This window comes from Bacillus sp. FSL M8-0277, assembly GCF_037975305.1.
Classification (GTDB): Bacteria; Bacillota; Bacilli; order Bacillales; family Bacillaceae; genus Bacillus; species Bacillus pumilus.
The window spans coordinates 2,563,928-2,590,552 of the sequence record NZ_CP150255.1; the positions used below are offsets into that span (position 1 = coordinate 2,563,928).

Consider the following 26,625-nt stretch of genomic DNA (forward strand, 5'->3'; position numbering starts at 1 on the left):
CTGCATCTCTCCTTTAATGCGTACTTGAAGCTGGTTTATTAGAATGAGAAGGAGTCGATTTGCTCTCCTTTGTCTCTTTACGTTTCTGTGGTTTGTCTGATAATTGCATGAGAAGCTGCGTGAATAGCCCTGTCGCTGCTAGTAACATAATCGTTGCAATGATAATGACACCGACGACTTGCACACCTACTTCTTGCATGACACCTAATGATTGAATAACCGAGATACCAGAGGGAACAAATAGAAAGCTAATGAGCCCTGTCAATGATGTACCTAATTGCTCCACTTGCTCCAGTTTGACGATTTTCGTTGTCAGCAAAACAAATAATAGAACCAGACCGATCACAGATGCAGGCATCGGAATTGGTAAATACATTGAAATGAGATTAGAAACGAACATTACAGTTGCAAAGATAAATGCTTGAGATAGAAATCCATATACTTTAGTGGCACTCATGCCCCTTCACCTCTTTCTTCGACTGCCCTCAGTATACGGCATGAAATAAACGAATGAAGCGTTTACAATCAAACTCGCCGGATTCAATGAATGAAATGCAGAAAACGAGTATTGAAATACAAATAAAAAAAGCCGTCCTACTCTAGCAGGAGCGACTTCTTTAGTTCTTTGGCGTAAGTGCGGCTGACAGGAATAATCGACCCGTCTGTCATATGCAGATTATACGTCGAATTAAACCACGGCTGTACTTCTTTCATATGAGAGGTGTTCACGATATAACTTCGATGAACCCTCATAAAGTAAGCCTCAGGGAGTTTCTTTTCAATGACCACAAGCGGTTCTGTGACCTCATACATGTGATCCTTTGTTTTCACAACCTTTTTCCCCTCACTAAGCCCTACATACATGATCTCTTCTACTTGCAGAATGACAATTGAATCATCGACTGAGATGGCTAATTTTTGCTGATGGGGAATTTTCTCATCTGATAGCTGGTGGTCTTGCGTCTCAACAGATTTCCACTTTTTAAACTTTTGGATCGTTTGCAAAAGCCGTTCTTCATCAAATGGTTTTGTTAAATAATCGAGCGCACTGACCTCAAACGCCTTCAGCGCATACTGATCAAAGGCTGTCGCAAATACAATTGCTGGCGGATCAGACATCCGGTTGAGCCTTTTGGCAATATCAAATCCATTTTCACCAGATAAATCAATGTCTAAAAAGAGCAGGTCCGGCTTATGATCCACCATCCGGTCAAAAGCTGATTCTATATTTTCTGCTTCCTCTATTTGAACATCCTCTTTCGTTCTGCGTAATAAGTATTTTAATTCGTCTCTTGCTAACACTTCATCATCTACGATTAATACATTTATCAACGAAAATCATCCTCTTTTACATAGTCCATTGGAATGCGAAATGAGATGTCAGTGCCTTGGCCGCTATGAATAGATAGAGCGGCTTGTCTGCCAAAAATCCCTCTTAACCGCTGATCTAAATTAAAAAGAGCCGTACCTGTTCCTTCTTTGGATTCAACAGGCGCTTTTAATAACTGAGCCATCTTGTCATTCTCGATTCCCTGTCCATTATCCGTCACTTTCATATTGACATGCCCATCTTTCATCACAGCAGATACGATGACTTCACAGCTCGTTTGATGTTTAGGAAATGCGTGTCTCACTGCATTTTCAACAAGCACCTGAAGCACAAATGGCGGAATCATCACCTGCTCTAGCTCCTTTTCAATTTGAAAGGTCACGTGGTATTTATTTGGAAACCTTGCTTGTTCAAGTGACAAATAGGCTTCTACATGCTGAATTTCTTTATGAAGTGGAATGAGCAGCTGGCGGGCGCCTTGCAAATTGGATCGAAAATATATACTCAGCTGAAGCAGCAGCTTTCTAGCCATCTCTACGTTCGTTCTGCACAAGACAGAGATGGTATTAATGGCGTTAAATAAAAAGTGCGGATTCACTTGCGCTTGAAGCGCTTTGATCTCTGCATCTTTTAGCAGACGGCTTTGGGTTTCTGCCTCCCCAAGCTCAAGCTGTGTGGAAAACAGCATCGCCAAGCCTTCTGCAAGTTCCTCCTCTACCCTGCTTAATCCGACCGGAGAATTGAAATACATTTTTAACGTTCCGATCGTTTGACCATTGGAGGTGAGGGGCAGCACAATCGCCGCTTGAAGCGGGCAATGGGTGACTGAACAATTGATTTCATCTTTCGAATGTGCCTTCATAATTTTGCCGCTCATTAATACTTGTTTCGACAGTCCTGTAATGAGGCTTTTCGATGGAATATGATGATCCGTCCCATCTCCAACATGCGCTAAAATCTTTTCTGTATCGGTTAAGGAGACCGCATCCGTCTCTGTTAATCGATGAATGATCTCCGCCACGCTTTTACATGACTGTTCATTTAACCCTTGGCGGAAGAAAGGCAGCGTTTGATCGGCGATTGAAAATACACGGTGTGTCTGCATTGCCTTTGCCTGCTCTTCTTGCCGAATGACTGACTGTAAAATCGATAAAAAGATAAAGCTACCAATTCCATTCACAAAAATCATCGGCAGGGCAATAATACTCACAAGCCCCCAAGCTTCAGCAAATGGCTTTGCAAATAGAAGGATAATGATCATCTGCAAGGATTCCATTGCCACACCAAAAAGTGCGGCTTGGCGAGGTGTCACCATTCGATTCTTCCGCTTAAACCTGCTGCCGACATAGCCTGCAATCACACCGGCTAAAATCGAAGAAATCGCACAGCTAAGTGCCGTGCTTCCTCCTAATGAATAGCGATGAATCCCAGCTAAAAGCCCTGCGCCAATGCCAACAAACGGCCCTCCTATTAATCCGCCCATTTCGATTCCCATGATTCTCGTATTGGCAATTGAGCTTGACGAGCCGAGATGATAGGAAAACTCATGATTCATGACCATCTGCTGCTGGATTTCAATTCCTGTGTAATTGCTGATAATACTAAAAGAAGCAAAAATAAAGACAAGGACTGCCTTTTTTCGAAACCCTTCATTATGAAGCAATAGATTGCGAAAGCCCTTCACATGGGCAAGCACAAACCCTAAAATAACGATGATCCCAACACGCTCGATCATCATAATAATTAAATGAAGCAAACCTGCCACCTCAATTGATGTATGTATTATTTACTGTCTTTCTATTCTATCATGTGCGGTCAATGTTCAAATATCTCTCAAATCTTTTCTTTATTGCCCTCATCTTCTATTGTAAAATGAACTTGAGCCGTCACTTGCAATTGAAGGTAACATATACATAACAAGGGAGAAGATCATGAAAGCCGTATTTTTCGATTTAGATGATACTTTGCTTTGGGATGAAAAAAGCATTCACACCACTTTTCAGGAAACATGCCGCGAAGCGGAAAAGAAATATGGACTGAATCCAGAAACATTTGAACAAATTGTACGTGAAGAAGCAAGAAAGCTGTATTCGTCCTATGAAACATATGATTATACTGTCATGATCGGAATTAATCCTTTCGAAGGACTGTGGTCCAATTTTAGTGAACCGATTAGCGAAGGCTTTCAAAAATTGAATGCCCTTGCACCAGAGTATCGCAAGAACGCTTGGACCAATGGCTTAAAAGAAGCAGGAATTGACGATAAGGCATTTGGACAATATTTGGCTGATTTCTTTGCAGCAGAGCGGAGAAAACGCCCATTTGTCTATGAAGAAACGTACCCTGTTTTAGACCGTCTGAAAGGCAGCTATGAATTGCTCCTTTTAACAAACGGAGATCCTAGTCTTCAAAAGGAAAAACTGGCAGGTGTTCCTGAGCTTGCACCTTATTTTAATGAAATTGTCATTTCAGGAGATTACGGGAAAGGCAAACCTGACCCTGGCATCTTTGAGCACTGCCTTCAGCTGTTAAATCTAACAAAAGACGATGTGATCATGGTGGGAGATAATCCAAAAACAGATATTCTTGGGGCATCTCGAGCCGGGATTCAAACCGTTTGGATCAATCGACATGGCAAAAAGAACGAAACAGATGTAACGCCAGATTATGAAATCAAAGACTTACATGAATTGTTTGATATATTAAAATAGAACAAACGAGAAAACACCCTTCTCCTAACGAGATTGGGTGTTTTTTGTGTGCTCAAACTACACAATTCCCGCTAGACTTTGCGCTTGCTTGTCTAAGCTGCGGGCTGCTTCTCCTACATTCATAAATTCCTCGCTTGCCTGCTTTACAAGATCGCGATTTGTAAACACCGTTGTCTTGGCCCGGCTCGTTCCGCTGCTGACCTTCTCTACTTCCGCATGAATCGCCTTTACATATTGATCTACTTTGACGATCGCTTCTTTTGAATCAGTTGCAAGCTTTCGAATTTCTGCCGCCACTACACTAAAGCCATTTCCATAGGAACCTGCATGGGCTGCTTCGATCGCCGCATTTAATGCAAGGAGCTGGGTTTGTGAGGAAATGCTGTTAATCGTTGTAGCGATGGAGCTGATGGACTCTACCTGCTCTGTTAATCCTTCTAGTAAGCTCATATTTTGATCTGTTTCGTTTGCTATATGATCAAAGGAGACATTGACTCTTTGACTATGCTGGATGCCCACTTCTGCTCGCTCCATTAATTTCGCAGACATGTCCTTTAAATCGCCTACGACCTGTTTCATCGTGCTTTCTCTTTCTGTTATGTCTGTTGCGACTTTCACAACACCCACTACGCGTTCCTCTTCATTGCGGACAGGTGTATATGTCGCTTCAAGCCATAAATTGTCACCATTCTTCGTCGTCCGCTGCACCTTTTCCTGAAAGACTTGCCCCTCTTTCAAACGCTTCCAAAACATTTGATAGCTTGCGTGTTCTGCAATATGAGGAGGACAAAACTGTCTATGTTTTAAACCAATCATCTCTTGCTTTGAATATCCCATGGCTTTTGCAAAAATATCATTGACCCATAGCACTTCACCTGTCACATCAAATTCAATCATCGCCAGTGAGTGTTCCAATGCACGAAGTACTGCTGATCGCTCCAATACTTGTGATGATAAAGTGTTTGTTGTTTTCATCATCGCTTTCATACCCCCAATTTAACTCGAACCAATAGTACATACTTACCCATACTTTCATACTATCTAAACGTATCATTCAAGGGACTGGATCACTAGTGGAGAATTTTTCCCAAAAAGAAAAAGCCAGTGATCTAAGGAGAAAGATCACTGACTGCTTCGCTTGAAAAAGATTATTTTTTCGCTTCTGCTACTGCATGTTTCACAAAGGCTTCAAGATCCATTGTTTCTGAATCTTGCTCTCCGTATTTTCTTACATTGACTGCGCCATTTTCTGCTTCTTGATCTCCGACGACTAGCATGTACGGAATCTTTTGCATTTGCGCTTCTCTAATTTTGTATCCGATTTTTTCATCACGGCTGTCAAGCTCTACACGAAGACCTTCAAGCTGCAAACGTTCTTGTACTTTTTTCGCATAGTCTAAATGGACAGAAGGTGAAACCGGGATGACTTGGAATTGTACAGGTGCCAGCCAAGTTGGTAGGGCTCCTTTGTATTCTTCAATTAAGAAGGCAACAAAACGCTCCATTGTAGAAACAACACCTCTATGAATCACGACTGGACGATGGTGCTTGCCATCTTCTCCGATATATGTGAGATCGAAGCGCTCTGGAAGTAAGAAATCAAGCTGTACAGTAGACAGTGTCTCTTCTTTTCCAAGAGCTGTCTTCACTTGAACGTCAAGCTTCGGACCATAAAATGCCGCTTCGCCTTCTGCCTCATAATAGTCATGACCAAGCTCGTCCATTGCATCCTTTAGCATCGATTGCGCTTTATTCCACATGGCATCATCGTCGAAATACTTCTCAGTATCTTCTGGATCACGGTAAGATAAGCGGAATGTGTAGTCATTCAAGCCAAAGTCTTGATACACTTCTTCAATTAGGCGAACTGTACGAATGAATTCGTCTTTGATTTGATCTGGACGTACAAAGATATGGGCATCGTTTAATGTCATACCGCGAACACGCTGAAGGCCGGATAAAGCACCTGACATTTCATAACGGTGCATTGTACCAAGCTCTGCAATACGAATTGGCAATTCGCGATAGCTATGCGGCTCGTTTTTGTAAATCATCATATGGTGAGGACAGTTCATCGGACGAAGAACAAGATCTTCATTGTCCATTTCCATCACAGGGAACATGTCTTCTTGATAATGCGCCCAGTGCCCTGATGTTTTATACAATTCAACATTTGCAAGAACTGGTGTATACACATGCTCATAACCAAGGCGTACTTCTTTATCGACAATGTAACGCTCAATAACGCGGCGGATCGTTGCGCCTTTTGGCAGCCAAAGCGGTAGACCTTGACCTACCTTTTGAGAGTTCGCAAACAGTTTCAGCTCTTTTCCTAGTTTACGGTGATCGCGTTCTTTCGCTTCTTCAAGCAGGCGTAGATGCTCATTTAGATCATCTTTGCTGAAGAAAGCTGTACCGTAAATACGCTGAAGCATTTGATTGTTGCTGTCACCTCTCCAGTATGCACCTGCAAGGCTTAACAGCTTAAACTCTTTGATTTTCCCTGTTGATGGCAAGTGAATGCCGCGGCAGAGGTCAAAGAATTCACCCTGCTCATAAATCGTGACAGCTTCACCTTCTGGAATCGCCTCTAACAGCTCAAGCTTTAATTGATCACCAATCGCTTCAAAGCGTTTTTTCGCTTCTTCTCTTGATACTTCAATTCGCTCGATTGGCAGATTGCTGTTAATGATTTTTTTCATTTCTTTTTCAATCTTTGGTAAATCTTCCGGTGTGATGGCAACATCGATGTCCACATCGTAGTAGAAGCCATTTTCAATCACAGGACCTACGCCAAACTGAACGTGATGCTCTTTTCCATACAGGCGTTTGATTGCCTGTGCTAGCAAATGAGCTGTGCTGTGGCGCATAATGTCGAGTGCTTCATCACTTTTATCTGTGATGATCTCAATTGTTCCACTTTCTAGTAGCGGCGTACGCAGATCTATTTCTTTGCCGTTCAATTTACCGGCAAGCGCTTTTTTCTTTAGGCCTGGGCTAATTGATGCCGCGATGTCTTCTGTTGTAGCTGTGTTGTCAAACTCCTTGACTGCTCCATCTGGAAATGTAAGTTGAATTTGTTCTGACATCTCTGGTCACTCCTTTTTTTGGCAATATAAAAACCCCGCCCCCTGGAAAGGGACGAGGTTGAATAAAACGGAATCGTGGTTCCACCCTTTTTCCCGTATTTGCAGCTTACTTTTTCATAAGCAAACACGGCTTGTGGTTCGATAACGGGAATTCCCGTCAGCCATTACTAAAACGTTCACAGCTGATGTTCAAAGGTGGTAAAGCAAATGGTCCTCTGCTAGGAAGCTTTCAGCCGCGGCTTCCCTCTCTTTAAGCGGGTGTTCATTTGTTCATGTCCTTATCAATACGGTCTTTGTATGAAGTTACACCGTATTATAAAACGTTTTTTCGTGAAAATCAAGAAAGCTTTTCACTTTTCTGTTCCAAATGGTCATGGACAAATTGAACATTGTGTTCTTGAAATGAATGAGCCGGGAATACCTCGACCCTTTCTTGAAAAATATTTTGAATGGTCTGTACCATCGAGTGACCTGTATCATTTGTAAACAGGTCAATCTTTTTGGGCGCTATGGATACGAGTGGTGCAATCAGCTGCGAATCAATATACATTGGATGCTCTCTTACAAACTGTCTGTCTATGTATTGTTTTTGATCACGCTCAGAAGCGTACCGAAATTCCCAAATCATCAGGCGATCCTGATGCACAACATGTACTTTTTCGAGCTTCGGTTCTTTTGCCATCACATAGTCTCGAAGCGATTGAATGAAGTTTTGATATTCTTGTTCCATTTTGTATTCTTCAATGGAGACTTCAACATAGTTCTTCAGCCTCCTGTCATACTCTGACAGTCTGAATGTCATAAATGAACCAATTGAAAAAATACCTTGCTGTAAAGAAATCGTCTCGAGCTCCTTTGTTAACAGGGCTTCTCTTGACGGTTCTTGATGAATGCCGGGAATATCATCTAAATCCCCGTTCATGATGCTGTGGGCAATTGAAAGAATTTGGTGCTGCTCTTCAGGATCTTTAAATAGATACGTGTTTTCAAGAATGCTGCGCATGCGCTCATTTTCTTTGCATTCCAAAAAAAAGTGAACCAGTAATGGCCGCACAATGGACTCAAGTCCTTCCTTTGATTCCTTCGCCTCTATGAGAAGCCGGTCTTTCCCTTGTTGAATTGACATGTGATGCCGACTGTCCAAGTGTTCAGCAAGATGTAAAAAAGCGGCGGTGTCATATTCATCTTCAAAGATTATTTCAAGCATGTTTGTCCCCCCTAACGACATCTGTTACATATATATGGGGAGAACATAAAAAATAGACGCCTAAAATAAATCAGGCATCTTTCTTTTTAAAATGAGCGGAACTGAGATAAAGATTAGATAAATCAAACAAACGATTGCTAAAGCGGCATAATTGCCACTGACAAAGCTTGAGCCAAGGACATTTAATGCAACTGTACCCGGTATTAAGCCTAAAAAGGTAGCTGCCGTAAATGCACGATAATTTGCACGTGAAGCTGCTGCCGCATAGCTGACAAAGTCAAAATGGATTGGGGCAATACGCAATAACAAAATGTAAAGAAACCCATGCTCCTGAATGCGGGACGTCACCGCTTTCAGCTTCCGGCTGCTTGATTGTGTTTCCTTCTTTTTTGCACGAAAGGTTGTGGCAAGCAGGAAGGAGCATGTTGCTCCGGCGGTAGCACCAACGAGGGCATAAATCGTCCCAAGAACACTGCCAAATGCCAAACCTGCTGCCAGCGAAAAAACCGTAATAGGGACGAGAACAAACGGGCGAAAAAGAGATAAGAAAAGAAAAACAAATGGTGCCAGCATCCCAAATTGAAGCACCCAATTTTTCACATCTTTCGGCGCCAGCTGAAGATGCTGTTTGTTCAGCCACCACAGTAAAACTGCGAGACCTGCAATCACGAGAAAAAGCAGCCATTTTCTTTTGTTCATTTCATTTGCTCCTCCTTCAAGTGATAAACGCTTTTATAAATGACGGCGGTTTTCTCCTTCGAGCAAGACTGCCTCTGCTAAATAGAGAATCCGTTCCATTAAACGAGCGGCTTTGACCTCTTCTTTTTCCCCGCGCTGTGAGTACGTAAAGTGATGCTTCAGTTCACTTGGTGAGAAATTAGAAGAGAAGAAAGTCGGCAGCTGCTCTGCCATACGGTATTGTAAAATCGTTCCGAGTAGTTCATCTCGAACCCAGCTTGTCATCGACTCTGCCCCAATATCATCAAGCATTAAAATAGGGGTGGATTTGACCATGTTCAGTTTTGATTCTAGTGTATGATCGGCTAACGAATTTTTTAGCTCTCTCACAAATTCAGGCACGTACACAAGGAGAGATGGGTATTCCTTCTCCGCTAACTGCTGCGCAATGGCTGCCAGAATATACGTTTTTCCTACTCCAAACTTTCCGTGTAAATATAGGCCCTTCCCTTTGCCCGTCTCATCATAGCTTTGCAGGAATTGCCCTACTTTTTGAATGACTTCCTGTCTTCCCACAACGTTCAAATCAGCGAACGTCGCTTGAAGAACATTTTGCGGAATGTACATACTTTTCATGAGCTCTTGCTGTTTTTTCTGTCTATCGAGCCGCAGCTTGACTGGACAAGGGGAATATTCAATATCAATACTCTGACCTTTGATCACAAGCTTCGGGTGATAACCGTCTAAAATCGCATTGACGTTCTCTTCATCTAAGCAATATGAACAGCCCTTCGACTGCTGCACATATTCAAAAAGCCGGTTCAAGCTGCGATTGATCATGTCTTCGTGTATGTCTTCTTGGTGCTCCTGTAAAAAGGCTTTTACATCTTCATCAGATAACACACTCTCTTTAATCTGATTGTATCTCACACGAAAATCTACGCGCCCTTTTAGCTGTTCAAATGAACGACCGATCGGTTTCATCCTCATCTCACCTCATCTTAATGTGCATTGTACTTTTTCATATTTTTAAACTGATCTAACAGTTTTTCTTTTTCTCGTTCGAGGTCTTCTGTCGACAGGCTGTCTGTTTGTTCTTTTGCTGGCTGTTCTTTCGTTTCGGTTTCTTTCATCCAGTCAGGAAGCTTCTCTTCACGGACAACTTTCCCTGATCCGTATGTGCTACGCTGCTTTTTCTGCTGCGCCCACTCTGTCATTTGCCTGTTCTCTTCTTTGGCCATTTTCATGGCCGCCGCTACGGTTTTAATTTTCTTTCTCACCCAATGAGCGGCGATTTTTTGCATATATGTTTTCGACAGCTTCATATCTGTTTTCAGTAATGTATAGTAGATCAAAACGTTCATGACACCTGGCTCTAGCTGCTGCTCAAGCATAATATCTTCGACAATTCTTAAGTCGGCATATGTTGGCTCAATGCCGTCAGCCATATCTTTTAGCAGCTCCCTAGGCGAAATATGATCAAGCTTTTCAATCAATTTGGCATCCGGCGTATTTGCCACTGGCGCTTTTGAAGCATCTTGACGCAAGTGTCTCGGCTGTTTTTGATCAATGAGTTTTGGCTGCTCGCCTCTGTATTCAATTTGGTACCAGTCTCTTGCCGCTTTTCTCAGCTCTTCTGTTGAGATCATTTGATCCGAACCACAGGCGCCTGCTACAATATTTTGCATTTGAAGCGGGGTGATGCCGTATACAACGGCTAACTTCTTAATGGTTTCTTTCACCTGCTTTGTCAAAGCCTTTCTTGGAATCATCATATCAGACATGCCTGCTAACAATAAATCGAAATCAAAGGATTCGTCTGAGAGAGGAGCCGGCTGACTCGATCCAACGGTCACATATTCATAGCCCTGATCAAGTGATGACGCCTGATTGATTTCTTCTGTCATCCTGCGTTCACCTGGCTGCAATACGTGAAAAACTTCTTCAAACGACCGCGAGATGTTCTTTGCCTCTGCCGGAACACCGGGATATGAGAAATAATCACGAAGCTGCATATATTTCGCTTTCTCTACACGATGGTACAGCAGAACATTCAGCATACCATCTTGGAAAAACTCATCTGGTCTTAACGGCGGCACAAGCTCATATGTAAACAGTCTGCCTTCTTCCGTTTCCTGTTCATATGTGCGGAGTAAACCAATCGCTTCAAGCTTTAAACGTTCCTCAAAAATATCATTCAAATTCGTTTGCAGCATGACCATGAGCTGCCGATGAGGTGCGGGTTTCCCCCACATACGATTTTGTTCCAGCTCTCCCCACAGCGTCATATATAAGCTGAAAGCGGACATGCCTATAAGCGGCTGATATAAAAGAGTGATGAGCTGTCTATCGATGTCACCGAGCAATGAAGCGCTTTTGACGACATACGGATCGACGGCTAGCACTTCCTTCCAATGCTCTGTCATATGCTGATCCTCCCCATGAATTGCAATTGTTTCTATTGTACACCCTTTTTGCGTTTTACGCTTTACGCAGGAAAAAGAGCATGAAGTATCTTCAGCTCTTTTTTAGCGTTCTTTCTTTAATAAATCTTTTAATTCATCAATAAAGACGTTGATATCTTTAAACTGCCGGTAAACGGAGGCAAACCTGACGTAAGACACTTCATCAATTTTTGCCAGCTCGTCCATCACCATTTCACCTACAAGCTCACTTTTCACTTCTGACATACCTTGATTACGCAGTTCTTTTTCAATATTAAAGCAGACATCCTCCAGCTGCTTTAAAGCAACAGGTCGCTTTTCACATGCTTTAATGAGTCCTCTCAGCATCTTTTCGCGGCTGAATTCTTCTCGAATTCCTTCTTTTTTCACCACAATCAGTGGTAATTCTTCTAATTTCTCAAACGTCGTAAAGCGATATTGGCAGCTTTCGCACTCTCTTCTACGACGGATGGATTTCCCTTCATCTACTGGTCTTGAATCAAGCACCCTTGTGCCAAGGTGCTGACATGTGGGACATTTCATTTCATCAGCTCCGATCTATTCTTGGAAGTTGTTTGTCTAGTTCATCATAAAGGGAAAAAACCGTTTTCTCACTATAGCCAAAATCTGTTGGCAAGGCTGTTTCTGTTGTCACATTAAAATCGACAGCTGTTTCAAAAGGACGAATTGAAATGACAGTCGCTACGAGAAAGGCTTTTTTCGGCATACTGATGTTTGCGCTGATTTCACCTCGTTCTGCTGAAACAGATGTCACTTGATAGGAAGCGTGCCCAGAAAGCATGGCTTCCACCGCTTGAAAAACTTGCGCATTCGTCGATTTGTAGTAATGGCTTTTCAGTTCTGACACTGGATGCTCGTCAGATGTTTCTGTATGGTTTGACATGAACCGTTTGAACTTTTGTCCTAAAATCATCTACGTATCCCCTTTGCCATAATGCCTCTTCTTTATTTTATAAAAAAAACCTTTGTTTTCCTAGAACAAAAGTATAGGCGAGTTGGGGAATGTTGGATTTTCTCTATCAAACAAATATAAAAAGGAGCATAACACAAAGGCATTTCAATGCTTTTGGCCAGCTCCCATTGCGATCTTTTTTTATGTTTACAGTGCTTTGGCTTGCGCCTGTTTCACTTGTACAGGTCCCATGCCTCGAGGAATTTCAATGTTTTCTCTTGTTTCAGCACCTAATTCATCTCCGATATGATCTGCTGCGATATTCGGATCTAGGTCGCCGCAAGTATAAACATCTATGCTCGCATAACCATGTTCAGGAAAGCTGTGAATTGTCAGATGAGATTCAGAAATAATGACAACTCCACTTACTCCTTGAGGTGCAAATTTGTGAAAAGCAACCTCTCTTACTTCAGCTCCTGATTTCAAAGCTGCATTTACAAACGTTTTTTCAATAAAATCCATGTCGTTCAGTTTATCACAGTCGCATCCCCATAGCTCGGAGATAACGTGACGTCCGATTGTTTCCATCATGGACCCCCCTTAAACAAGAATGAAAGAGTGAAGTTCTAAGCAGCCGGACCGGACATATACCACGGGGGAAAGTTAGTCCAAAGAGGTCCTAACCCTTTAAGTATACCCGAATGAGTCTGCGAACAAGAAGTTCACGAAAAATAGTATACTTTGTTTAGACCCATTTTGCAAGCTGTGTTTTCAATGGGATTTTCTCTCATTCCTTGAAAAGGGACGTTCGTCTTCTTCATTTCAAACAGCAGAAAGCTCTTTCATCTGCGATCCGACAAACTTCACAAGATCCACCACTCTGCATGAATAACCCCATTCATTGTCATACCATGCAAGAACTTTTACTTTTCTATCCCCCATCACCATCGTTGTCAGTCCATCTACGACAGCTGAATAAGGGTTCGTATTAAAGTCTGTAGAAACAAGCGGCTCATCCGTGTAATCTAAAATACCGGAAAGAGAAGTTTTTGATGCATTTGAGAAGGCTGCATTGACTTCTTCTGCTGTGACATCTTTTTTCAAGTCGACAACAAGATCAACCATCGATACATTGGAAACTGGCACGCGAAGTGCAAGTCCATGCAATTTCCCTTTCATGTGCGGCAGCACTAAAGAAAGCGCTTTAGCGGCACCCGTCGTCGTTGGAATAATGGACTGGGCACATGCTCTTGCCCGGCGCAAATCCTTATGCGGGTTATCGATATTTTTTTGATCATTTGTATACGCATGAACCGTTGTCATTAAACCGTTGTCGATACCGAATTCATCATCTAACAATTTGACAACTGGTGCTAAACAGTTTGTTGTACAAGATGCGTTTGAAATAACGACGTGCTTTTCAGGATCAAGATCATCCTCATTGACACCCATCACAATTGTAATGTCTTCATTTTTACCTGGAGCTGTAAGTACGACCTTTTTCGCTCCGGCATCTATATGGCCCATCGCTTGATCTTTTGAATTAAATTTTCCGGTTGCTTCTATGACGATATCAATCCCAAGCTCTCCCCACGGAAGCTGCTTTGGGTCTCTGTTATTGAGCAAAAGCACTCTTTTCCCATTTACAATCAGTGCGTCATCTTCTGCTGTCACATCGCATTCGTAACGTCCATGATTTGTATCATATTTAATTAAATGTGCTAGCGTTTCGGCAGGATAGCTTGCGTTCACCGCTACAATTTGAATTTGATCATCAAGCATTGCTTTTCTGAAGACCATGCGTCCAATTCTGCCAAACCCATTGATCGCTGCTTTTACCTTCATGAACAGGTCACTCCTCTATTATGTGTTATACTCAATAAATTTATTTATGAAATTAGTATATCACATTAGATTGTAATTGCCAGTATATAAACGTATATTTTCTAAAAAGGGCTGTTCTTTTCATGAGAAATATAAAAAGCATAAAAAAAGAAGAGTACGTGTATGTACTCTTACTTATCAGTATGTTCCCATTCATTTAATATGTTCTGCAACTGCTTTCTAATAAAAGCAAGATCTTGTGTATTTTCTATCACCCGGTCTGCTTTCTTACATTTTTCCTCAAGAGGCTGCTGAGAGTGAATCCGATTCAGCGCTTCTTCCGCGCTAAGGTCGTTTCGATTCATGAGTCGTGATAGCTGTAATTCTGGTGTTGTATACACCACAATAATGCGGTCGACGAGACTTTCCAGCTGACTCTCAAATAAAAGCGGGATATCCAGGACAACGAATGTTTCTCGGCTGTCGATTCCTTCATCTCGCTGCCTGAGCATTTCCTTTCGCACTTCTGGGTGAACGATCGCATTTAGCTGCTTTCTTTTCTCTTCATTAGAAAAAATAATGGCTCCCAGCTGCTGCCGGTCTAGCTCTCCATTTGGCAGGAGGACACCCTCACCAAAGGTTTGAACGATATGATGAAGGGCGGGTGTTCCTTTGGCGACCGCTTCTTTTGCAATCACATCTGCGTCCACAACCCGGATGCCCTGCTCTTTTATCATCTGCGAGACTGTGCTTTTTCCGCTAGCAATCCCGCCGGTTAATCCAATGACAAGCGTCAATTGATTTCCTCCTTTTACAGCTTCCAAACCCCAATTAATATGAGCAGAAGCCCTGGTAAGCATGCGAGTTTATCGATCCAGCGCCAATTTGCCAAGTAATGACCGGCACGCAGACCGATACATACAAAAAGTGAGCTCATCACTGCGACCGTGATACTCATGACAATTGGAGAAAAGCCTAGTATCGCTGCGCCAATCCCTGCGCCAAATGCATCAATGGATAAAGCAATTCCAAGAAGTACCGCTTCTATTCCATTAATCGTCCCAGATCGGTCAATATCTGCACTTGTTGGCTTTCTTAAAATGTGAATGACAAGCCCAAGCGATTGGACTTCCACATTAAGCAATGTCTTTTCATGAAGAAGCAAATCACGCTCTTTCGCTGGTTTGTAAAATTGATACAGGACCCAAAGACCAATGGCAATTAAGATGCCTCCCCCAAGTTTATCGGTCACTGAGACAGGGAGAAATGTCATCAGCAAGCTGCCAATCAGCATAGAAATGAGCAGCACAATCCCTGAGCAGCATGCAATAATGACGATGGCTTTAAATGGGATCCTCATTTTGCGGAGACCATACGTAAAGCCTACAGAAAAGCTGTCGATGCTGACTGCAATAGCTAAAAACAGGAGCGAAATCGAAATCATACCTGAACTCTTCCTTTCTGTTCATGCAACGATGATCAAGAGTCTCTAGGCGTTCTTAGACTCTTCTTCACTATATGAAGAGCAGGTGGGCTGTGTGTCAGTCTACACCTTGCTGAAAAATGAATGTTTTTTATCGTATGCATCGCAAAAAGGAAGCATGCTCATGGCTAAGCTTTATTGAGGACGTTTTTGGCAGGTCACACAAAAGTGTGTACCGCGCCCTCCGACTACTGTTTTCTCAATGATGCTTCCGCATGTTTGGCAAGGCTCTCCCCGCCGGTCATATACAAGAAGCTGCAATTGAAATGTGCCAATATCACCTTGTGAGTTGATATAAGAACGAATTGTACTTCCTCCCGCATCTACCGCCACCTGAAGCGTATCGATGATCTGTTTGTGAAGCACTTTGCAGGATTCCAGGCTGAGCTGATTCGCTTTCGTTTCTGGATGAATCCCTGATTTAAACAGGACCTCATCTACGTAAATGTTACCAAGTCCTACGACAATCTTTTGATCAAGCAGTGCTGTTTTGACCACGCGGGTTGTTTTTTTCAATTGCTCCCATAAATACTCAGGAGTAAACTGTTCATCGAATGGTTCATATCCCAGCTGTGATAGCGGGAGTTCTCTTTCCTCTTCACCCGGCTGAAATAAATGCATCGTGCCAAATTTACGCACATCATGGTACCGAAGCTCCGTCCCATCTGTAAACGTAAAGACGACGTGTACGTGTTTATCATAAGGCTCATGCGCTTCATGTACACGGTATTTCCCTTCCATCCTTAAATGGGAGACCATCACATAATGGTCTAAATGAAAGAGGAGGAACTTTCCTCTTCTTTCAATGGTTTGTATGGTTTCTCCTACCAATCTTCTTGCGAACTCTTCCGGCTCCCCAGGACGTTTGATGATGTTTGGCCATTTGATATCGACCGTTTCAATCGTCTTTCCTTCGACTAACCGCTTGAGAGTGCGCCGGACGGTTTCAACTTCTGGTAATTCCGGCATGCTCCTCGCTCCTTTTTCTCTCTATTATTTATTTCGCATCGTACCAAGATGGACCTGAAGCAAAATCAACTTTTAGCGGCACATCAAGCTGAAGTGCATTTTCCATGACTTCAGGAACAATCTTTTCAAGAATGGCGATTTCTTCTTTCGGCGCTTCAAAGATCAATTCATCGTGCACCTGTAATAAAAGATTTGTCTGCAGGTTTTCTTCTTTGAGCCTTCGCGCCATATCAATCATCGCTTTTTTAATAATATCGGCTGCGCTGCCTTGGATCGGTGTGTTCATGGCTGTTCGTTCTGCAAAGCTTTTGATATTAAAATTTCGACTTGTGATATCTGGGATATACCGTCTGCGTTTAAGAAGCGTCGTGACGTAGCCTTTTTGTTTCGCTTCCTGAACGATTTCTTCCATATAGGTTTTCACGCCTTTAAAGCTTGTTAAATAGCGCTCGATAAATGCGGCGGCTTCTTTTCTTGTGATCCCAAGGTTTTGAGAAAGTCCATAGTCGCTGATTCCGTATACAATACCGAAATTTACCGCCTTGGCTTGTCTTCTCATAGCGGAAGTCACTTCTTCTTCTGAGACATGGAACACATCCATCGCTGTTTTCGTGTGAATGTCCATGTCCCTCGTAAATGCTTCGATCAAATTCTCATCTTGTGAAATATGAGCGAGTACACGCAGCTCGATTTGTGAATAGTCAGCTGCAAACATGAGCCAGCCTTCTTTTGAAGGAACGAATGCTTGACGAATCTTCCGTCCTTCTTCTAAACGAATCGGGATGTTTTGAAGGTTTGGATCTGTTGAGCTTAATCTTCCTGTTTGGGTGAGTGCTTGATTAAATCTTGTATGCACTTTATGGGTATCCTTGCGCGTTACTTTCATTAACCCTTCTACATAGGTCGATTGCAGCTTTCCAATTTGTCTGTAGTGCAGAATGGACCGAATGATTTCATGCTTATCTTCAAGCTTTTCGAGCACATCTGCAGACGTTGAATAGCCTGTTTTTGTCTTCTTGATAATTGGGAGACCTAATTTTTCAAAAAGGATGACACCAAGCTGTTTAGGAGAATTGATGTTAAACGTTTCTCCTGCTAAGCGGTGAATGGTTTCTTCATATTCTTTAAGCTTTTTCGTTAATTCTTCACCCATTTTCTCTAGGCGCTTTATATCTACCTTTACTCCAAGAGATTCCATTTCGCCTAAGATGAGTGCTAGCGGCAGCTCTAAATCTTCATATAGTTCATGCTGATCATTTTTTTCTAATGCTTCTAATGTTAAATCATGCAAGGCTGAGATCGCCGCTGCTTTTCGTCCGAGATGTCCTTTCAGTTCATCTTCAGGTGGAATCGCCTGTTTTGCTCCTTTTCCGTATACTTTTTCATCAGAAAGAGCGATATTCAGACCATATTCCTTCGCTACACTTGCGACGTCTTCGTATGATTTCTGCGGGTTGACGACGTAGGAAGCGAGCAGAACATCATTGTCGACACCTTTTAGGTCGACATCATGCCATCTGAGAGCGACAACTGCTCTTTTTGAATCAAAGACCCATTTTTTCTTCGTTTCATCCTGTACCCATTCTTTAAATGCATCTGATTGAAGCGCATCTTCTTTCGTCATAAAGAACGCACCATTTTCATTATGGATCGCAAAACCGATCAAATCCGCTTCGTGATAATTATCTCCAAGCTGTTCTACCACAAGGGCTGCATGATCTGTCAGCATGTCGCCTCCTGCAGCTGTCATTTTTTTCACTTCTAATGCGTCTACTTCAACCTGTTCATCTGTTTCTGGTGCTTCTCCTAGACGCTCTAGCAGGGTTTGAAAGCCTAGTTCTTTATAAAGAGAGATCACTTGATCCATGTGTGGACCTTCGTAGGCAAGATCTTTGCTCGACACATCAATAGGTGCTTCTACGAGAATGGTCGCCAGCTCTTTACTCATGACTGCTTGTTCTTTATATTCTTCAAGCTTTTCTTTGAGCTTTTTCCCGCTCACTTCATCAATATGTTCAAGCAGGTTCTCAACTGTTTCAAACTGCTTTAACAATTTAATGGCTGTTTTTTCGCCTACACCTGGGACGCCTGGGATATTATCTGAGGAATCTCCCATCAGCCCTTTCATATCAATGATTTGATCTGGTCGCAGGCCATATTTCTCTTCAATATGAGCAGGTGTGTAGTATTCTACTTCTGTGATGCCTTTTTTCGTAATAGCCACTGTCGTATGATCTGTTGAGAGCTGGGTTAAGTCTTTATCTCCTGAGAAAATTTTGACTTCAAAGCCGTTTTTTTCTGCCTCGACAGCCAATGTACCGATAATATCATCTGCCTCATATTGAGGAAGCTCGTACCTTTTCACCTGATAGGCATCTAATAGTTCACGGATGAATGGCATTTGTTCTGATAGCTCTGGCGGGGTTTTTTGTCTTCCGCCTTTATATTCTTTAAATGTCTCGTGGCGGAAGGTTGTTTTTCCCGCATCAAATGCGACGAGCATATGGGTTGGCTTCTCGTCCTCCAGCATTTTCATTAAAATCATCGCAAAGCCATAAATAGCATTTGTATGTACGCCTTTATCATTTGATAATAGCGGCAAAGCAAAGAAGGCTCGATATGCGAGGCTGTTTCCATCCACTAACACTAATTTCTTTTTGTCTGTCATGTTTTAATCCTCCATCGGCTGAGCATTTCAGCCGTCTCTTTCACACATTGTATCTTCATTTTATCAAAGTTTATTTTGAAAAGAAAATAGTCGAGCCTGCATAAAAAAGGGACGAAAACAACAAGTGTTTTCGTCCTTCCAAAATTGGCTCCTTGGATGAAGGGGTTCCTATTCATCCTATCAATGAATGTTTAACAAAACATGAATTCATTGTAAAGATCATGTAAATTTTAACGTGACTTTCCTTTTTTCTCTATGTCGATTTCAGGCTCACTGTAAAAGTCGTTCCTTTACCTTGTTTGCTGCCGACAGAAATCGTTCCTTCATGCGCCTCTACAAGGTGTTTGACAATGGCAAGACCAAGACCTGTACCGCCTGAATTCCTGCTTCTATCTTTATCAATTCGATAAAATCTCTCAAATATTCTTGGAATCTCACTTTTCTTCATACCGATCCCTGTATCTGCTACATCAAATTCATAGGCACCTTTTCTCGGTCTTGCTGAGATGGTGACACTTCCTCCCTCTGGTGTATAGGTCAGGGCATTATTAACGAGATTGAGGAAGATTTGCTTTAACCTTAGCGGGTCTGCCATGACATAGACCGGTTCTTTCGGGACACGCACGTGTAATTGAATGCCTTTTTCTGTAGCCTTTTGTTTTAACAGCACTTGAATCTCTTGGATGATTTCTGTCGCATTGGCTTCTTGAATATTCAGCTTGAATTGCTGCTGCTCAATTTTAGAAAGATCAAGTAAGTCTTGAATCAATGTTTCTAGACGGACACTCTCTTTTAAAATGATAGAAAGGAATTCAGTCAGTGCTTCTTTGTCATCAATCGCGCCATCAAGAAGGGTTTCAGAAAATCCTTTAATCGACGTAATCGGTGTTTTTAACTCATGAGACACATTGGCGACAAAGTCTTTTCGCATCTGCTCCAGCTGCTTCGTTTCTGTCACGTCATGAAACACGAGGACAATTCCTTTCCATTCATCGTCTGTACTTAAAATGGGTACACCATCCACTTGGAAGTAGCGTCGTTCAATGTCAACGGCTAGACGTAAAAACTTCCGCACCTTCGTTTCTGTCATGAAAATTTCGTCAATTAATTCGATAATCTCTTCATGGGTAAACGCTTCGTGATACAGCTTGTGCATGTAAATGTGCTTTTGCACCTTAAACTGCTTGCGGAAGGTTCGATTGACGAGGTGGATATACCCCATCTTATCAATCAATATAATCCCCGCTCCAATATTTTCAATGACCGTTTGCAGCCGGTCTCTCTGCATTTCACCAGCACTTGTCATTTCTTGAAGACTTTCTGCCAAACGCTTCATGGAAGTATTCAGTTCACTTGTTTCAATCATCAGCTCTTCATAATTATTCGTATCATAGTTCCCGCGTTCTAGCTGTTTAGCTACCTTTGTCGCATAATCAATTGGTTTCACATATTTCATCGACATGCGGTACCCGAAGAAAACGATAATGATAATCGCCGAGCCAAGACAAAAGGCTAGGGCAAGCCAAAGCTGGCCGTCAATTTCATTTAAAGGCTCGTATGACGCATGGAGAAATAAATAACCCGCCGGTTCGTTTTGTTTTAAGATCGGGACAGCATAATGGAACAGCGCATCCTTCTCATCGTCAATAACGACCCCTTTTGTTTGGAGACGTTCATTGTTTAGTGTGTTTTGAATGACGGCCTTTTGTTCTGCTTGACCCGTTGTATGTATGATCTTCCCCTTTAAATCCACAATCGACGCATTCATATCAAAATGCTGCTTTGCCTGATTGAGGACCTCTTTGTTTTGCTTCGCCTTTAAATCATCACCATTCATAGAAGACAGGAGAAAGCTCGATTCCTTTTCCATTCGTTCCGTTAATTTTGTTTCATAGAAAACATGGAACATGTGATCCAGGAAAAGACCAAGTGCCACAAACACAATAAAAAGGAGAAAAATGAGTCCCGAAAACAGACGGGTTCTAATTTTACTCATTTGACTTTGGCTCCTCCAATTTGTAGCCTAAGCCGCGAATCGTTTTAATGTATGTTGGTTTTTTTGTGTTCTTTTCAATTTTGTCCCGCAAGTGACTAATATGGACATCCACAATACGAGTGTCACCTGCAAAGTCATAATTCCAAACGGCACTTAGCAATAAATCACGCGTGAGGACACGTCCTTTATGCTTCGCCAAATAAAGCAGCAGTTCAAATTCTTTTGGCGTCAGCTCTAGACGTTCTTCCTGGAAATAGACTTCGTAGTGTTCTGGTAAAATACGCAGTTCACCAATTTTGATTTGATCTGCAATGATCTCATCCTTCTCCTCTTGCGTGGGGGTAGGCTGAGATTGCTGTGCTCTTCTCAAGATGGCTTTTACCCGAGCACCCACTTCTCTAGGACTGAATGGCTTTGTCATGTAATCATCGGCCCCGAGCTCAAGACCTAGCACCTTATCAAATTCATCGTCCTTTGCTGTCAGCATTAAAATAGGGAACATCATTTTTTGAATTCTCAGTTGTTTGCACACTTCAATGCCGTCCATCTTCGGAAGCATTAAATCTAATACAATGAGATCAGGCTGTTCACTTGCTGCTTTTTCAAGTGCTTCTTCCCCGTCTCTTGCTGTGACGACATCATAGCCCGCTCTTTCGAGGTTATAGCTTAGAAGTGTTACAATCGATTCTTCATCATCCACAACTAATATTTTTTTATTCATGTTGTGCCTCCAATTAGTGATTTCCCCTGCATCCGTTTTTTTGTATCTTATGTGAAAAGCGAGAAGTCATGCTTTCTCTTTCATTTTAACGAAAGCTTAACAAGAGAACAATTTAAAATTTCGACAAGATTTGTTTTGTAAACAAAAAGAAGACTCCTCATCAGAGAAGCCTTCTTTTTTATTCATATTAAGACAATACTTTCATGACATTCTTAACAGATTCAACAGAACGGTCAAGCTGACTTCTTTCTTCTTCTGTCAGCTCAAGCTCGATGATCTGCTCAAGGCCGTTTCCACCTACGATTGTTGGTACACCTAGGTAAATGCCTTCGTAGCCATATTCACCTTCAAGGTAAGCAATCGTCGGCATGACGCGGCGCTGATCTTTAAGGATCGCCTCAACCATTTCAACTAGTGAAGCAGCAGGAGCATAATATGCACTACCGTTACCTAATAGGTTCACGATTTCGCCGCCGCCTTTTCTTGTTCTTTCAACAATTGCATCAATTCGCTCTTTAGGAATCAATGTTTCAAGCGGGATACCGCCTGCATAAGAGTAACGAACAAGAGGAACCATGTCATCGCCATGTCCACCAAGCACAAAGCCCGTCACGTCTTTAACAGATAGGTTTAATTCTTGAGCAACGAACGTACGGAAACGTGCTGTATCAAGAATGCCCGATTGTCCAATGACTTTTTCTTTTGGTAATCCTGATTCTTTATAAACTGCATACGTCATTGCATCAACAGGGTTTGTTAATACAACAATGATTGTTTCTGGAGAATATTTAACGATTTCGCGTGTCACACTGCGCATAATTTTTTCATTTGTTGACACGAGATCATCACGGCTCATTCCCGGCTTTCTTGCAATTCCCGCCGTAATGACCACGACATCAGAACCGGCTGTATCTTCGTAGTTAGAAGTTCCTGTAATGTTTGCATCGAAGCCTTGAACAGGACTTGCTTCCAGCATATCAAGTGCTTTCCCTTTTGTTGGGTTCTCAAGCTGCGGGATATCGACTAATACGACGTCCGCTAATTCTTTTTGAGCCGTTAGAAATGCTGTAGTTGCTCCAGTAAAGCCTGCTCCGATAACAGATACTTTTTTACGCTTGTTTGCCATTTCCTTTTTCCCCTTTAACTTTAAAGTTTAAGAATCAAGACAAGTTTTTGATGAGCTCGTCAGCAAACTCAGAACATTTCACTTCTGTTGCGCCATCCATTAATCTAGCAAAATCGTAAGTGACGACTTTTGATGCAATTGTATTTTCAACAGATTGAATCACTAGATCAGCTGCTTCCTGCCAGCCAAGGTGCTCAAGTAAAAGCACGCCTGATAGAAGAACAGAAGATGGGTTCACTTTATCAAGACCAGCATATTTTGGTGCTGTTCCGTGAGTCGCTTCAAAAATAGCGTGTCCTGTTTCGTAGTTGATGTTCGCACCTGGTGCGATACCAATTCCACCTACTTGTGCTGCAAGAGCATCAGAGATGTAATCTCCGTTTAAGTTCATTGTTGCCACAACATCGAACTCAGCTGGACGAGTTAGGATTTGTTGAAGGAAAATATCTGCAATGCTGTCTTTGACAATAATTTTGCCAGCAGCTTCTGCTTCACTTTGCGCTTTATTTGCCGCATCTTTTCCATCTTGTTCTACAATACGATCATATTGTGCCCATGTAAAGACCTTGTCGCCAAACTCTTTTTCAGCCACTTCGTAGCCCCAGTTTTTGAAGGCACCTTCTGTGAATTTCATGATGTTTCCTTTGTGAACTAGTGTCACAGACTTACGGCCTTGGTCGATTGCATATTGGATAGCCGCTCTGACAAGGCGAGAAGTTCCTTCTTCAGAAACTGGCTTGATTCCGATACCTGATGTTTCTGGGAAACGGATTTTGTTTACACCTAATTCGTTTTTCAAGAAGTCAATTAACTTCTTCACTTCGTCTGATCCTTGTGCATACTCGATACCAGCATAGATATCTTCTGTATTCTCACGGAAGATGACCATATCTGTGTCTTCTGGACGTTTCACAGGAGACGGTACGCCTTTGAACCAGCGAACTGGACGTAAGCATGTGAATAGATCAAGCTCTTGTCTAAGTGCCACGTTTAATGAACGGATTCCTCCGCCGATTGGTGTTGTCAGTGGTCCTTTGATTGCGATTAAGTATTCACGAATGTCTTCAAGTGTTTGCTCAGGAAGCCATTCTCCAGTTTTATTGTAAGCTTTCTCACCGGCATATACTTCTTTCCAAGTGATTTGCTTTTCACCTTTATATGCTTTTTCTACAGCGGCTTCAAGTACTCTTGATGCTGCTTTCCAAATGTCAGGACCGATTCCGTCCCCTTCGATAAACGGGATGATTGGATTATTTGGTACATTCAATACGCCGCCAGTAACTGTAATTTTTTCGCCTTGTGACAATGATATTACCTCCCAGGTTATGTAGTGAATATTTGAAACTTCTTGGCTTGATGTCTGCAAGCGAAGAAGTTTTTCACGTGATTCGTTTTTTGTTGATCTAGAGGCTGATTGGCCTTCGTGAGGATCAGCCCCCGCTTATTCTATAAACATTAGTCTCTTTCACTGATCGGAACAAACGTTTGAAGATCAGGTCCAATGTAGTCAGCTCTTGGACGGATGAGACGATTGTTGTCATACTGCTCTAAAATGTGAGCAATCCATCCAGAGAATCGGCTGATCACGAAAATTGGTGTAAACAAGTCATGATCAATCCCAAGACTGTGATATACAGATGCAGAATAAAAATCAACATTTGGTGGAAGATTTTTCTCTGATGTCACGATTTCCTCTGCGCGAACAGACATTTCATACCATTTCGGCTCGCCAGTCAGGTTTGTTAAACGCTGGCTCATTTCTTTTAGATGCTTTGCACGCGGGTCACCTTGACGGTATACGCGGTGGCCAAAGCCCATAATTTTTTCTTTCTTCTCTAGCTTACCATGAATATAGGAATCTACGTTTTCAACTTCGCCAATTTCTGAAAGCATCTTCATCACGCCTTCGTTGGCTCCACCATGAAGTGGTCCTTTCAGCGCACCGATAGCCGCTGTTACACCAGAGTAGATATCTGATAGTGTAGCAACACATACACGCGCTGTAAATGTCGATGCGTTTAATTCATGATCCGCATGTAGAATGAGTGCCTTATCAATTGCCTCAATTTCTACTGGTGACGGCTCTTCGCCATTTAGCATATACAAGAAGTTCGCAGCATAGCTGTATTCTTCTTTTGGCTGTACAGGCTCAAGTCCCTTACGAATGCGTGAAAACGCAGCGACTAGTCCAGAAATTTTCGCCTGTAAGCGAATGGCTTTTCTGTAATTTGCTTCTTTGTCCATAATCTCTGATTCGTCATCAAGTAATCCTAGTAAGGATACCGCTGTACGAATCGCAGACATTGGATGAACCCCATCCAGCGAATACGATTTAAAGTGCTCAATGATTTCTTGCGGAATGTGAGCATTTTCGTTGAGCTGCTGTTTTAACTCACTCAGCTCTTGCTCATTCGGCAGCTTTAAGTGCCATAACAGGTAGACAATTTCTTCGAATGTAGCTTTTTCAGTTAAATCATCGATATTGTACCCTACATAAGTAAGAGTATCATCAATAATTGAGCTTACGGATGAAGTTGTTGCCACGATACCTTCAAGACCTCTTGTTGCTGTCATGTTCAATCTCCCCTTTTTAAAAAGATTCCCCTTCGTTGCAGAATTCTCGCTTTTTGAAAGCGCTATCCAATCCGAATAAGTCGGCACGTTCAGAAAAGAAAATGCTTACATTTACCTATACGGTTAGAGCGCTTTTAGCCTCATATCTCTTGTGTGATCAATGAGTTCAAAATTAAGCCTATTCCCATTATAAACAATAATCAGACATTTGTTAAATGTTTAACTATAATTTTTTTTGATATTTTTTTTTCCAGTCTTCCATATCAGGCATGGAATAAAGGGATTTTGCTTCTTTTATTATATTTAATTATGTTTTTTTGCAAAAGCTCACGCAAGAAAAAAATAAAAAAGAAAGTGGCATGAACCACTCTCTTTTCAACCGCTGAAAAATTTCACAGCCTGCATCGCCAAATAAGCAATTCCTGCTCCGATCAGCGGACCGACAGCTACACCTTTAAATAAGCTAACTGCCAAAATCGTCCCGAACACAAGTGCTGCCGTGATATGCGGATCATTTTCGAGTAGCACAATACCGTTTTTTGCGATTAATGCTACTAATATACCCGCTCCTAGTGCAATCCAAGCATAAGAAGATTTCATGGCTTCTCCAAGCTGCTTAAATCCAATGTCACCTGTTGCAATAGGAACAAGCACAGCAATTGTAATGACGGTGACCCCCCAATTGATGCCCTTCGACTGAAGAACTGGGAAAATTTTTTGATCCAAACCAATCAGCTTAATCCCAATGAGCACAGAAACCGCTAAAATTAATGAATTGTTTTTTGCAATAAGTGCAATAACGAGTAAAAGAACCAAAAATAAATTTGCTTGAGTAAACATACGCCGCCCCTTCCTTTCTTTTTATTGCGACCTTTTCATATTACTAATCTTT

Annotated in this window: 24 protein-coding genes; 1 reads left to right on the forward strand and 23 read right to left on the reverse strand. The window is 42.1% G+C overall.

All coding sequences use genetic code 11. From position 1 onward, the window contains the following. Positions 1-13: 13 nt before the first annotated feature. The 3 genes from lrgA to MKZ05_RS12935 all read right to left on the reverse strand — a co-directional run bounded on the left by lrgA (position 14) and on the right by MKZ05_RS12935 (position 3,086). Entirely contained in the window at positions 14-457 is a 444-nt protein-coding gene (lrgA, locus tag MKZ05_RS12925) for an antiholin-like murein hydrolase modulator LrgA (RefSeq protein WP_003216712.1), read from the reverse strand. Between the two features lie 137 nt (positions 458-594). Continuing rightward, on the reverse strand, positions 595-1,332 hold the full coding sequence (locus MKZ05_RS12930) for a LytTR family transcriptional regulator DNA-binding domain-containing protein (RefSeq protein WP_044139936.1): 738 nt from the start codon (positions 1,330-1,332) through the stop codon (positions 595-597). Next, complete coding sequence (locus MKZ05_RS12935; protein ID WP_050943603.1) at positions 1,329-3,086, reverse strand: sensor histidine kinase; 1,758 nt, start codon at positions 3,084-3,086, stop codon at positions 1,329-1,331. Before MKZ05_RS12935 ends, MKZ05_RS12930 begins: the two co-directional genes overlap by 4 nt. 175 nt (positions 3,087-3,261) lie before the next feature. Between MKZ05_RS12935 and MKZ05_RS12940 the strand changes: the two genes are divergently transcribed. After that, positions 3,262-4,041 carry an HAD family hydrolase gene (locus MKZ05_RS12940; protein WP_113387222.1) on the forward strand — a complete coding sequence of 260 codons (780 nt, stop codon included), beginning with the start codon at positions 3,262-3,264 and terminating at the stop codon, positions 4,039-4,041. Positions 4,042-4,098: 57 nt separating this feature from the next. Here the strand turns inward: MKZ05_RS12940 and MKZ05_RS12945 are convergent, their stop codons facing one another. The 20 genes from MKZ05_RS12945 to MKZ05_RS13040 form a co-directional block, all read right to left on the reverse strand. Continuing rightward, positions 4,099-5,019 (reverse strand): methyl-accepting chemotaxis protein, encoded by a 921-nt coding sequence (locus tag MKZ05_RS12945; protein WP_137055316.1) that lies wholly within the window; start codon positions 5,017-5,019, stop codon positions 4,099-4,101. Positions 5,020-5,189: 170 nt separating this feature from the next. Next, positions 5,190-7,130: a threonine--tRNA ligase gene (thrS, locus tag MKZ05_RS12950; RefSeq protein ID WP_050943600.1), complete on the reverse strand. Its 1,941-nt coding sequence runs from the start codon at positions 7,128-7,130 to the stop codon at positions 5,190-5,192. Between the two features lie 337 nt (positions 7,131-7,467). Continuing rightward, entirely contained in the window at positions 7,468-8,337 is an 870-nt protein-coding gene (ytxC, locus tag MKZ05_RS12955; protein ID WP_050943599.1) for a putative sporulation protein YtxC, read from the reverse strand. 60 nt (positions 8,338-8,397) lie between these two features. Further along, positions 8,398-9,036: a TVP38/TMEM64 family protein gene (locus MKZ05_RS12960; protein ID WP_003216366.1), complete on the reverse strand. Its 639-nt coding sequence runs from the start codon at positions 9,034-9,036 to the stop codon at positions 8,398-8,400. A 33-nt stretch (positions 9,037-9,069) separates the two neighbouring features. Then, positions 9,070-9,999 carry a primosomal protein DnaI gene (gene dnaI, locus MKZ05_RS12965; protein WP_034620615.1) on the reverse strand — a complete coding sequence of 310 codons (930 nt, stop codon included), beginning with the start codon at positions 9,997-9,999 and terminating at the stop codon, positions 9,070-9,072. 17 nt (positions 10,000-10,016) lie between these two features. Continuing rightward, positions 10,017-11,441 carry a replication initiation and membrane attachment family protein gene (locus MKZ05_RS12970; RefSeq protein WP_339160331.1) on the reverse strand — a complete coding sequence of 475 codons (1,425 nt, stop codon included), beginning with the start codon at positions 11,439-11,441 and terminating at the stop codon, positions 10,017-10,019. Positions 11,442-11,543: 102 nt separating this feature from the next. Beyond that, positions 11,544-12,002, reverse strand: coding sequence for a transcriptional regulator NrdR (gene nrdR / locus MKZ05_RS12975; RefSeq protein WP_003216720.1), 459 nt, complete (start codon positions 12,000-12,002; stop codon positions 11,544-11,546). 4 nt (positions 12,003-12,006) lie between these two features. Further along, a complete protein-coding gene (locus tag MKZ05_RS12980) occupies positions 12,007-12,393 on the reverse strand; it encodes a hypothetical protein (RefSeq protein WP_003216254.1) in 387 nt (128 codons plus the stop codon). A gap of 186 nt (positions 12,394-12,579) precedes the next feature. Then, positions 12,580-12,960, reverse strand: a complete 381-nt coding sequence (speD, locus tag MKZ05_RS12985; protein ID WP_003216492.1) for an adenosylmethionine decarboxylase — start codon at positions 12,958-12,960, stop codon at positions 12,580-12,582. Between the two features lie 234 nt (positions 12,961-13,194). Further along, positions 13,195-14,217, reverse strand: a complete 1,023-nt coding sequence (locus tag MKZ05_RS12990) for a glyceraldehyde-3-phosphate dehydrogenase (protein WP_003216683.1) — start codon at positions 14,215-14,217, stop codon at positions 13,195-13,197. A gap of 170 nt (positions 14,218-14,387) precedes the next feature. After that, on the reverse strand, positions 14,388-14,993 hold the full coding sequence (gene coaE, locus MKZ05_RS12995; RefSeq protein ID WP_050943596.1) for a dephospho-CoA kinase: 606 nt from the start codon (positions 14,991-14,993) through the stop codon (positions 14,388-14,390). A gap of 14 nt (positions 14,994-15,007) precedes the next feature. Next, the gene (ytaF, locus tag MKZ05_RS13000) at positions 15,008-15,640 is read right to left on the reverse strand and encodes a sporulation membrane protein YtaF (RefSeq protein ID WP_339160332.1); all 633 of its coding nucleotides are present in this window, start codon (positions 15,638-15,640) and stop codon (positions 15,008-15,010) included. A gap of 174 nt (positions 15,641-15,814) precedes the next feature. Next, complete coding sequence (mutM, locus tag MKZ05_RS13005; protein ID WP_003216358.1) at positions 15,815-16,648, reverse strand: DNA-formamidopyrimidine glycosylase; 834 nt, start codon at positions 16,646-16,648, stop codon at positions 15,815-15,817. Positions 16,649-16,676: 28 nt separating this feature from the next. Further along, positions 16,677-19,316 (reverse strand): DNA polymerase I, encoded by a 2,640-nt coding sequence (gene polA, locus MKZ05_RS13010; RefSeq protein WP_050943594.1) that lies wholly within the window; start codon positions 19,314-19,316, stop codon positions 16,677-16,679. A 253-nt stretch (positions 19,317-19,569) separates the two neighbouring features. Then, the gene (locus MKZ05_RS13015; protein WP_253622347.1) at positions 19,570-21,312 is read right to left on the reverse strand and encodes an ATP-binding protein; all 1,743 of its coding nucleotides are present in this window, start codon (positions 21,310-21,312) and stop codon (positions 19,570-19,572) included. After that, a complete protein-coding gene (locus MKZ05_RS13020) occupies positions 21,305-22,033 on the reverse strand; it encodes a response regulator transcription factor (RefSeq protein WP_003216596.1) in 729 nt (242 codons plus the stop codon). The genes MKZ05_RS13015 and MKZ05_RS13020 overlap by 8 nt, the downstream gene beginning before the upstream one ends. 187 nt (positions 22,034-22,220) lie before the next feature. Then, a complete protein-coding gene (gene mdh, locus MKZ05_RS13025) occupies positions 22,221-23,159 on the reverse strand; it encodes a malate dehydrogenase (protein ID WP_003216833.1) in 939 nt (312 codons plus the stop codon). A 34-nt stretch (positions 23,160-23,193) separates the two neighbouring features. After that, positions 23,194-24,465, reverse strand: a complete 1,272-nt coding sequence (gene icd / locus MKZ05_RS13030) for an NADP-dependent isocitrate dehydrogenase (RefSeq protein WP_003216780.1) — start codon at positions 24,463-24,465, stop codon at positions 23,194-23,196. A 149-nt stretch (positions 24,466-24,614) separates the two neighbouring features. Continuing rightward, complete coding sequence (citZ, locus tag MKZ05_RS13035; RefSeq protein ID WP_008346063.1) at positions 24,615-25,733, reverse strand: citrate synthase; 1,119 nt, start codon at positions 25,731-25,733, stop codon at positions 24,615-24,617. Between the two features lie 375 nt (positions 25,734-26,108). Beyond that, positions 26,109-26,573, reverse strand: a complete 465-nt coding sequence (locus MKZ05_RS13040) for a DUF441 domain-containing protein (RefSeq protein WP_044139290.1) — start codon at positions 26,571-26,573, stop codon at positions 26,109-26,111. Positions 26,574-26,625: the final 52 nt, after the last annotated feature.